The following is a 9,372-nucleotide window of genomic DNA, read 5'->3' on the forward strand; positions in this document are numbered from 1 at the left end:
ACTTTGAAATCAGACTGGTAGATATGCAGCACTTTTTCGCTGGCTTCATCAGCAATTTTGATCACATCTGGCAGTATGGAGCTGTAGTGCATCAGATCTCTACCTCTTCGAACAAATCCGGTACCTCGGCATCCCATCCGAACTTTTCCGAGATGCGTTTGCGCATGGTATCACTGGCCACCGCTTCGCCGTGAGTCACATACACCTTTTCGGGCTTCAGAGTACCTTGCTCCAGCCAGTGCAGGATTTCCCGATAGTCGCCATGAGCACTCATGGAATCCATGTTATGGATCTCTGCTTTCACCGGCCAGTACTCACCGTGAATCTTGACCGATTCGGCGCCATGCACCAAGACATCGCCGCGTGTGCCAGGTGCCTGGAAGCCCGCAAAGACAACGCTGTTTCTGGGATTTGGCAGCAGGGTTTTAAGATGGTGCAACACCCGGCCGCCCGAGGCCATTCCACTGGCTGAGATGATCACGCAGGGATATCTCACGGCATCCAGCTCAATGGATTCCTCGACGGTGCGAACGAACTCTGTTTTGTCGTCGATCAGCTCGCACTGGGCGCCGTTAAGCTTGTGCTCTTTGTGATGTTTGCAGAAAATTTCCGTGGCTTTGATGGCCATGGGGCTGTTGAGATACACCGGAAGTTTGGGAATTCGCCCCTGCCCCATCAGTTTGTGCACAACGTACAACAACATCTGGGCCCGGCCCACGGCGAAAGCGGGCATCAATACGATCCCGCCGCGGCCCGCAGTTTTGGTGATGATCTCCTCCAGATCCTTTTCTGGATCGGTTTCACCATGGGTACGGTCGCCGTAAGTGGATTCACACACCAAAACATCGGCATGACTGATGGGCTCTGGCGGGCGCATAATGATGTCGTCCTGGCGCCCGACATCGCCACTGAACACCACAGTGCGGGAGGAACTCTTGTGCGTAACGTGCACGCAGGAGGAACCCAGGATATGCCCGGCCGGAGTGAACTGAACCTCAAAGCCCTTCACCGGCTCGAATTTCTCGTGGTAGTGCAGGGATTCAAAGTGCTTCAGGGCTTCCCAGGCGTCTTTTTCGGTAAACAGAGGTTCCGGTTTTTCGTGCTTTGAGAACTTTTTCCGGAAGGCGTACTTGGCATCCTCTTCCTGCAGGAACCCGGCATCGGGCAGCAGTACTTTGCAGAGCTCATGAGTGGCTTTGGTGCAGTAGATCTTGCCTTTAAACCCGTTCTTGACCAACGCAGGAAGGTAGCCGGAATGGTCAATGTGCGCGTGGGTAAGCACCACCGCATCAATAGTTGAGGGATCTACCGGAAACTTGGCCCAGTTTCGGCGGCGCAGGGTTTTCACGCCCTGGTACATGCCACAATCCACCAGCATGCGGTGATTGTCGTCGGAAAGCAGATAGCGGGAGCCGGTGACGGTGCCTGTACCACCGAGGAAGCGGAGTTTCATAGGCGCGTAAGTCCTTGTCTGGTTGGCGATAGACAAAGCTTAACGCAAAAACCGTGGGTGAGTGAGGGGCTATGGACCGGAATTTACACACCCTCAAGACGGAACACCGCCCGATTCGCGTTTTTTTGATCTTTGGCAAGATCAGTTGCTGGCCCCCCGATTATTCTCTGGCCTTTCCGAAGAAGTAGGTGGCTTATGCTGGGTAGTTCGCACTTGAGGAAACTAATGATCGTCGTCGGCCTTGCGGCCTCTCAAATGGTTTCAGCCAGCTCTGCCGACGATGCAATGTCACAACTGAACGCCATCATGGCCGATGACGCCAAGCGCCAGGCCAGCTACGAGGCCGGTCACGAGCGCATCCGCTTTTGTGGCTATTGTCACGGCGAGGACGGCAACAGCAAGCGCGAATACATACCCAACCTGGCCGCCCAACACCCGCTCTACCTGTTCAACCAGTTCGAGAAATTCCGTGACGGTACCCGTGAGGACTATGTGATGTCCAAGCTGGCGAAAACACTGTCATTGGAGGAGCGAATTAATATTGCGGTTTATTACAGCCAGCAAACGGCTAAGCCCCGCACCGGCGGCGACCCTACCAAGGCTGAGGCTGGCGAGAAGCTGTTTGCTGTGCGCTGCGCCGGTTGCCACGGTGACAAGGCACAAGGTTTCAGGGACATGCCCCGTCTGGCCGGCCAACCGGCTGAATATCTTGGGATTGCCCTTAGACGGTTCAAGGAGATGGACCCGACCAAACACAGTACGCCGATGATTGGGGTGGCTGGAGTTTTGTCGGAGGTGCAGATCGAGGCATTAACCTCTTACCTGACCCGCCAATAGGCCCTTCTATCAGATCTCGGTGCAACCGGGCGGCAGCAGGCGAGACTGCCAGTTTGGCGCAGCGGTTCTGTCTATAACGCAAGCCCAGGCACCACCAATGCTCCGCTCGTATCGAATCACGATGCCCGCCAAATTTGGGTGAGCATTGCCGCCCATGGTCACCTCGATATGCCCAGAACCGTCAGGGTTAACCGCTGCAATTTCAATTGCGGAGCTTCCAACCGTCAAAGCGGATGGAGAGTAACCCAAGGTTTCATTGTTGACCGGCGTGGAAGCAGAGAGGTTCGCCTCAAACGCCGATCGGTACGACGCAAGCTCCGCCGCAGCACGATTGATTTGGGATTTCATGGTGTTAGCCTGAAGAAAAGGCAGAGACACAGCCGCAAGAATGCCAATAACGGCAACAACAATCATCAATTCTATCAGGGTAAAACCGTCGCTATTCCGAACCATGACCATGCCTCACTCTATGCATCTTGGCATTTAGTAAGGCAAAAAACAGGCCATCAGCGTCAACTCCACAGGGCGCTAATTTCAACTTCCCACGTCATTGCGCGGGAAATAGCCATGCAACCAGAATCGGGGAAGAGCTCGCTCCCTCAAGACTTGGTAATAATAGGACTCGTCCTCTCTCATATCGAGATAATAATTCTTCACCTCAAACGCCCAGGCACCCCAGAGCAAAAAGACAAGCGTGGCGATTACGGCCGCCTGAAGGGCTTTTCTCAAGGGTCGCGAGGCATCGTTCTTATATCTCTTCCCCTTAAGGGTACCCGGAACAATAAACCCCAAAAAAACAGGCATGATCAACAGCCCCACTAGCATCGAGCCAGGTGCGATAAAGACCGCTGATACGCCCGCATGAATTAAGGCCCCGACAATAGAAGCCAACAGAGCTGCAAGAACAATCCCCTCGGTTGAACCTGCACTCGACTTTATGACTTTGCAGCGAGCGTAGAGAAACGAAGCAACTTGAAAAGCCACCCAGAACAAAATCAGAAGAAGCAGCCACCCATATTCAGCCGCCCACATAAGGTACATGTTGTGCGGATGACCAAACTTTTTGCTCTCAGCATAAGATGACGTCAAAAGATCGTGAGTCAGCCAAGACTGGGGCCCCATTCCAAAAGGAAATCTCTGAAGGCTCATTTGCCATGCTTCGATAAACAACGGCGCTCTTCCAGAACTTCCCTGACTGATGGTTCGAAGCTCCGGCTCCCCGAAAACCAGAATCGGCACAAGCAGCGACAGGACAAACCAAAAGAAGCCACCAAGCACAAGGTAGACCAGGAATTGCTTCAACCACGGCCAACACTGGCGACCAATGATTACGCTCGCGACAACGACACCCACGGCCACACCCAGCACAGATCCACGAGCTGCCGACAGGAAGACAATCCACCACCATAGCCCCGCACCAACGGCAACAAGCACTCGCCAAAGCCGATGGTTTGCAAAAGGACCCACCAACACAGCTAAGGGAAAGACAGGAAGAAGCCACGTCGCCACATGGCTCCAGTAACGAATATTGACAAACCCCCAGGGAATCAGATCAGAGAGATCGGCATGACCGCCGGCCAGGGCGAACAGGTAAACATTCAGCGACATTGCGCCGTAGAGAAAACAGGCAGCAGCCGTTATAACGACAAGTGCCTCAAGGCACTTCATGGAGATACCTGATTGGGCCAGAGCGGTACCGCCCAGAATGACGGCGGCAAAATAGAATGAGTACAGGCCAGGCTCGACATAGGCATAGGGCTGCTGAATAAAAGCCAGCGAAAGCACTGGAAACCCAATAATCAACAGAATAAACGGTAAGGCCTGCACAAAGGCTGGCTTGATCCAGACACCTCTGGAGATCAACAAATAGGTAGAAACAATCGTAATGCCCCCCAGCCAGGCCACCAAAAGAAATCTCTGGTCCGCATAGGACCCCGCCGAGGTTGGTAGAAAATCCGCAAAAAGTACCGCCAGCAAGGTGATCGCGATGAAGGAAGCTGCGGCGGCTATACCCACTTGAGGTGTTTTCAAAGCTATCTGACCTCCAAACAAAAAAGCCCAAAGCATCTGCTTTGGGCTTTCAGTTTACCGCATTGATAACTGTTGATCGTTGCGGCAATTCAGCTATGCGGCTTTCGTATTAGGAAGCCGGGCAACCTGCAGGCGCGTAGCTGTCTTTCCAACCGTTGTTGGTGGTCGGCGGAGTGATCACGCAAGTGTAAGCGCCGTTAGCAGTGCGGGAAACAGTGATAGTGGCACCACGAACCGCTGCAGAAGCGTCAGTACCCATTTCAACGTTCCACGACATAGTTGCCAGAGCGCCATCAACAATGTTCAGACCGAAGTTGGGGGCAGTGTTTGCACCAACAACCAGGTTGGAACCAGTCCAGCCAATACCGATAGTGCGAGGGTTGGTTGTCAGGTCGTCTTCATTGCCGATCTGGCCACCGTTGTTGAAGATGCTCTCAGCGTTGGATTTCAGAGCATTTACTTCACCAACTACACGAGAAACCTGGGTACGAGCGGTGTAGTCCTGGTACTGGGGGATAGCAACAGCTGCCAGGATACCGATGATCGCTACAACGATCATCAGTTCGATCAGGGTAAAACCCTTCTGAGCGTGATTCATTTTGATTTCTTGCATGTTATCGACCTCTAGAGTTGTCGTTTTGCGTGTTACAGCTCCGGGGGCTGTGGAGCGAGGCCCCGCATCCGCTTTGAGCTGATTCTGGCAAAGCATACGGCGTGCCAATTGTCATATAATGCAAAAAAGTCACTCTCGCTCAGCGTGTTATGAGCTTATGTGAACCAGGTCACGCACTCGCAGGTGCGCCGCGCTCAGTCCAGGTGTGACGTTTTTTGTCACCCGAAAGCAAATTCTAGACACGCACCCTATTACTACATGTCCTCCCCTGTTGTGCCTACTCTTCTGACGGAACCTTTCCAAACCATTCCGGTACATCTAAACTCTCCATCGATGAATACGACATTCAGTCACTTAGACGATTCTTCTCAGAGCATTTATGGCGACCAATAACAGAAACGTGACACTGACAGGACTTGCACGCCGCTTCGTAGACGACGGCCTGCTGGATGAAGAAACAGCAAAAGACGCATTTCTCCAGGCCTCCCAAAACCGCATTCCACTGATCACCTATCTGACACAAAATCAGTTGGCTGACAGCTCCAAGCTCGCCTTCTCAGCGGCGATGGAATTTGGCGTTTCCGTAATGGATCTGGATTCGTTTCTGCCTGAGATGATGCCTGACAAGGTTGTCGACGAAAAACTACTCCGCAAACACAACGCCTTGCCGCTCTACAAACGCGGGAATCGCCTGTTTATTGCGGTGTCGGATCCCACGAACATTCAGGCCCTGGACGAGATCAAGTTCAACACCGGCCTGAGCACCGATGCCATTCTCGTAGACGATGCCAAGCTGCGGGCCGCCATTGATCGCTATCTTGAATCCCATGATTCCACCATGGGAGACCTGGAAGATGCAGACCTCGAGGGAGTCGAGACGGAAGGCGGCGATCACGAAGATGACGACGGATCGGTATCGACAACCGAAGTTGACGATGCCCCGATCGTTAAGTATGTGAACAAAATGCTGCTGGACGCTATCCGCGGCGGCGCCTCCGATATTCACTTCGAACCCTATGAAAAAGCGTACCGGGTTCGATACCGCACAGACGGCATTCTTAAAGAAGTTTCCCGCCCTTCCATCAAGCTGGCACCGAAGATTTCAGCGCGGGTCAAGATCATGGCGCAACTGGACATTTCTGAGCGCCGAGTCCCCCAGGACGGCCGGATAAAGCTGAAGTTGTCCAAAACCAAAGCCATAGACTTCCGGGTGAACACCCTCCCGACCCTGTGGGGAGAGAAGATTGTTCTGCGGATTCTGGATCCCAGCCAGGCCCAACTTGGGATTGACGTACTGGGCTACGAAGAAGACCAGAAGGAGATGTACCTTGAAGCGCTCGAACAGCCTCAGGGCATGATCCTGGTAACTGGCCCGACAGGGTCTGGTAAGACGGTCTCACTCTATACCGGCCTTAATATTCTGAACACCACCGAGCGAAATATATCGACGGCCGAGGATCCGGCGGAGATCAACCTTGAAGGTATCAACCAGGTAAACGTCAACACCAAGGTCGGCCTTGGGTTTGCCGAGGCCTTGCGCGCATTCCTGCGTCAGGATCCGGATGTCATCATGGTGGGTGAGATCCGGGATCTTGAAACTGCAAACATTGCCATCAAAGCCGCACAAACCGGCCACCTGGTTTTGTCTACTCTGCACACCAACAGCGCCGCCGAGACGCTGACCCGGATGATGAACATGGGCGTGCCTGCCTTTAACATCGCAACGTCGGTTAGCCTGATCATCGCCCAACGACTTGGCCGAAGACTGTGCAACAGTTGCAAGCAACCCTCAGACGTCCCTCAGGACGTGCTTTTGAAGGAAGGGTTCACACAAGAACAAATTGATACAGGCTTCACGTTGTACCGCCCCAAGGGCTGTGATAAATGCAATGGTGGATATAAGGGCCGCGTCGGTATTTACGAGGTGGTCCGCATTACCGATGAACTGGCAAACATGATTATGGAAGAAGCCAGCTCCATTAAAATTGCAAAGCAGGCTCAGGCAGAAGGCTTCCGAAATCTCAGGCAGTCGGCTCTTATGAAGGTGATTCAGGGAGTGACCAGCCTTGAGGAAGCCAATCGCGTGACGAAGGATTAAGCATGGCAGAAAAAGCGCAGAAGCTGGAATCGTATGTTTGGGAAGGCAAAGACCGCAAAGGCAACAAAGCCAAGGGCGAATTGACCGGATCAAACCTGGCCCTGGTTAAGGCCCAGTTGAGAAAGCAGGGCATTATTCCGGACAAGGTAAAGAAAAAGCCCAAACCACTCTTTGGTGGCAAAAAGAAAATCACGCCGTTCGACATTGCGATGCTGACCCGCCAGCTCGCAACGATGATGAAAGCTGGCGTCCCTCTGGTTCAGAGCTTCGACATCGTTGCAGACGGCCTTGAGAACAAAGGTCTGCAGGAACTGGTGATGAGCATTCGCAACGATATTTCGTCTGGTACGGGTTTCGCTTCTGCGCTGCGCAAACATCCAAGACATTTTGACGATCTTTATTGCAACCTGGTGGAGTCAGGCGAGAAAGCCGGTGCCCTGGAGCAGATGCTGGACCGAATTGCCACGTATCTCGAAAAAACTGAGCTTCTCAAGAAGAAAGTTAAAAAGGCAATGACTTACCCCATTGCCGTTATCGTGGTTGCCATTGTGGTAACGGCCATCCTGCTGGTAAAGGTAGTTCCTCAGTTCGAAAGCTTGTTCCAGGGTTTTGGCGCCGAGCTACCGGTATTTACACAAATGGTGGTTCGGCTTTCGGAGTGGATGCAATCCTGGTGGTTTGTGGTCTTGCTTGGGATAGTAGGCGTTATCTTTACGTTTAAAGAGGCAAAACGCCGCTCACCAAAGTTTTCGGATTTTGTCGACAAGTACACACTCAAGTTGCCCGTTGTGGGTGAAATTCTCGATAAATCCGCCGTCGCGAAGTTTGGCCGGGTGCTTTCCACTACCTTTGCTGCCGGTGTCCCCCTTGTTGATGCGCTGGATTCGGTAGCCGGTGCGACGGGCAATGCGGTATATCGCGATGCGGTTATGCGCATCAAAAATGATGTTTCAAGCGGTACCCAACTCCAGGCATCAATGCGTCAGCAAGACGTCTTCCCCGTTATGGCCGTTCAGCTGACAGCCATCGGCGAAGAGTCCGGTAACCTGGACGAAATGCTCGGCAAGGTTGCGGAACATTACGAAGCCGTTGTTGACGATATGGTGGACAACCTCACCGCCTTGATGGAACCCATGATCATGTCGGTTCTCGGCGTGTTGGTTGGCGGTCTCATCGTCGCGATGTACCTCCCCATCTTCCAGATGGGGCAGGTCGTCGGCTGATTTACACCAGCATCCCCCCCTCTCCTGCAGGGAGAGGGGGCAAAAAAACGATAAACCAGAGTCTCTGAATGCTCCCCCTAGAAACCATCCTGTCCACTCCCTGGCTTCTCTATCTGGTCGTCATTTTCGTCTCTCTCTGCGTCGGTAGTTTTCTGAACGTTGTCATCCTTCGCCTGCCAAAAATGATGAAGCAGGAATGGCGGTGCCAGTGCGAGGAGTTTCTGGAAGTGCCGGAGGGCGACCGCAAGTCAGATGAGCGGATAACTCTTTCAAAACCGGCATCCACCTGCCCCTCCTGCGGTCACAAAATTCGCGCCTGGGAAAACATTCCGGTCATCAGCTGGCTAATGCTTGGTGGCAAATGCTCTTCATGCAAAACACGTATTTCGCCGCGTTACCCCATCGTTGAAGCACTGACTGCGGTTTTTTCCGTCGTAACGGTTTATCTGTTGGGGCCATCCGAGTCCGCGCTCTGGGCACTGCTGATGGTCTGGGCGCTGGTGGCGCTGACCATGATCGATTTCGACACCCAGCTCCTGCCAGACGGCATCACCCTGCCCCTGATGTGGCTTGGCCTGGTGCTTAACTACTTTGGTGTGCTGACGGATTTTGGCAGCGCTTTCTGGGGCGCTGTGGCAGGTTACCTCTCGCTCTGGAGCGTGTACTGGTTGTTCAAACTGGCCACCGGCAAGGAAGGCATGGGGCACGGTGACTTCAAGCTGTTAGCGGCGCTGGGGGCCTGGCTGGGCTGGCAACTGCTGCCTGCGGTGATTCTGCTCTCCTCTCTGGTGGGCGCGATTGTGGGCATCAGCCTGATGGTATTCCGCAAACACGGGCGTGAAGTACCAATTCCTTTCGGCCCTTACCTGGCCGCTGCAGGCTTACTCTCGTTGTGGTTTGGGCCTGAAATCCAGGCCTTGTGGTTCGGGTACCTAGGAGTCTGAATGTCCCGCTATTCGGTTATCGGCCTCACCGGAGGTATTGGCTCTGGAAAATCCACCGTTGCCCGCATGTTTGGCGCTCTTGGCGTGCATTGGGTGGACGCTGACGATGTCGCCCGACAGGTCGTAGAACCAGGCACACAAGCCCTCAGAGCCATCGCTGATCACTTCGGCGA

The 9,372-nt window shown here is 53.6% G+C and carries 9 protein-coding genes; 5 read left to right on the plus strand and 4 right to left on the minus strand.

What is annotated here, in order from left to right; translation table 11 throughout:
• Window positions 1-91: 91 nt before the first annotated feature.
• The gene (locus B3Y70_RS01465; protein ID WP_023009043.1) at window positions 92-1,453 is read right to left on the minus strand and encodes an MBL fold metallo-hydrolase; all 1,362 of its coding nucleotides are present in this window, start codon (window positions 1,451-1,453) and stop codon (window positions 92-94) included.
• Between the two features lie 285 nt (window positions 1,454-1,738).
• Between B3Y70_RS01465 and B3Y70_RS01470 the strand changes: the two genes are divergently transcribed.
• Window positions 1,739-2,290 carry a c-type cytochrome gene (locus tag B3Y70_RS01470; RefSeq protein WP_273031330.1) on the plus strand — a complete coding sequence of 184 codons (552 nt, stop codon included), beginning with the start codon at window positions 1,739-1,741 and terminating at the stop codon, window positions 2,288-2,290.
• A gap of 9 nt (window positions 2,291-2,299) precedes the next feature.
• On the opposite strand, the gene B3Y70_RS01475 is transcribed toward B3Y70_RS01470, so the two are convergent.
• The 3 genes from B3Y70_RS01475 to B3Y70_RS01485 all read right to left on the minus strand — a co-directional run bounded on the left by B3Y70_RS01475 (window position 2,300) and on the right by B3Y70_RS01485 (window position 4,919).
• The gene (locus B3Y70_RS01475; protein WP_014422078.1) at window positions 2,300-2,749 is read right to left on the minus strand and encodes a pilin; all 450 of its coding nucleotides are present in this window, start codon (window positions 2,747-2,749) and stop codon (window positions 2,300-2,302) included.
• A 75-nt stretch (window positions 2,750-2,824) separates the two neighbouring features.
• Entirely contained in the window at window positions 2,825-4,321 is a 1,497-nt protein-coding gene (locus B3Y70_RS01480) for an O-antigen ligase family protein (protein WP_273031333.1), read from the minus strand.
• 109 nt (window positions 4,322-4,430) lie between these two features.
• On the minus strand, window positions 4,431-4,919 hold the full coding sequence (locus B3Y70_RS01485; protein ID WP_414674104.1) for a pilin: 489 nt from the start codon (window positions 4,917-4,919) through the stop codon (window positions 4,431-4,433).
• Between the two features lie 394 nt (window positions 4,920-5,313).
• Between B3Y70_RS01485 and pilB the strand changes: the two genes are divergently transcribed.
• From pilB to B3Y70_RS01505, 4 genes are all read left to right on the plus strand, one after another.
• Window positions 5,314-7,032 carry a type IV-A pilus assembly ATPase PilB gene (pilB, locus tag B3Y70_RS01490; RefSeq protein ID WP_273031337.1) on the plus strand — a complete coding sequence of 573 codons (1,719 nt, stop codon included), beginning with the start codon at window positions 5,314-5,316 and terminating at the stop codon, window positions 7,030-7,032.
• Between the two features lie 2 nt (window positions 7,033-7,034).
• A complete protein-coding gene (locus B3Y70_RS01495; RefSeq protein ID WP_273031339.1) occupies window positions 7,035-8,255 on the plus strand; it encodes a type II secretion system F family protein in 1,221 nt (406 codons plus the stop codon).
• A 68-nt stretch (window positions 8,256-8,323) separates the two neighbouring features.
• Complete coding sequence (locus B3Y70_RS01500; RefSeq protein WP_273031341.1) at window positions 8,324-9,199, plus strand: prepilin peptidase; 876 nt, start codon at window positions 8,324-8,326, stop codon at window positions 9,197-9,199.
• Window positions 9,200-9,372: dephospho-CoA kinase (locus B3Y70_RS01505; RefSeq protein WP_288589091.1), on the plus strand; the 173-nt coding region annotated here is incomplete at its 3' end.

The organism is Marinobacter sp. UBA5687, from assembly GCF_002420325.1.
In the GTDB taxonomy this organism is placed as follows: Bacteria; Pseudomonadota; Gammaproteobacteria; order Pseudomonadales; family Oleiphilaceae; genus Marinobacter; species Marinobacter nauticus.

Excerpts from the sequence above, each read along its gene's own strand:
- B3Y70_RS01465 (WP_023009043.1), bottom strand. The coding sequence starts at position 1,453 with ATGAAACTCCGCTTCCTCGGTGGTACAGGCACCGTCACCGGCTCCCGC.
- B3Y70_RS01470 (WP_273031330.1), top strand. The coding sequence starts at position 1,739 with ATGTCACAACTGAACGCCATCATGGCCGATGACGCCAAGCGCCAGGCC.
- B3Y70_RS01475 (WP_014422078.1), bottom strand. The coding sequence starts at position 2,749 with ATGGTCATGGTTCGGAATAGCGACGGTTTTACCCTGATAGAATTGATG.
- B3Y70_RS01485 (WP_414674104.1), bottom strand. The coding sequence starts at position 4,919 with ATGAATCACGCTCAGAAGGGTTTTACCCTGATCGAACTGATGATCGTT.
- pilB (WP_273031337.1), top strand. The coding sequence starts at position 5,314 with ATGGCGACCAATAACAGAAACGTGACACTGACAGGACTTGCACGCCGC.
- B3Y70_RS01495 (WP_273031339.1), top strand. The coding sequence starts at position 7,035 with ATGGCAGAAAAAGCGCAGAAGCTGGAATCGTATGTTTGGGAAGGCAAA.
- B3Y70_RS01500 (WP_273031341.1), top strand. The coding sequence starts at position 8,324 with ATGCTCCCCCTAGAAACCATCCTGTCCACTCCCTGGCTTCTCTATCTG.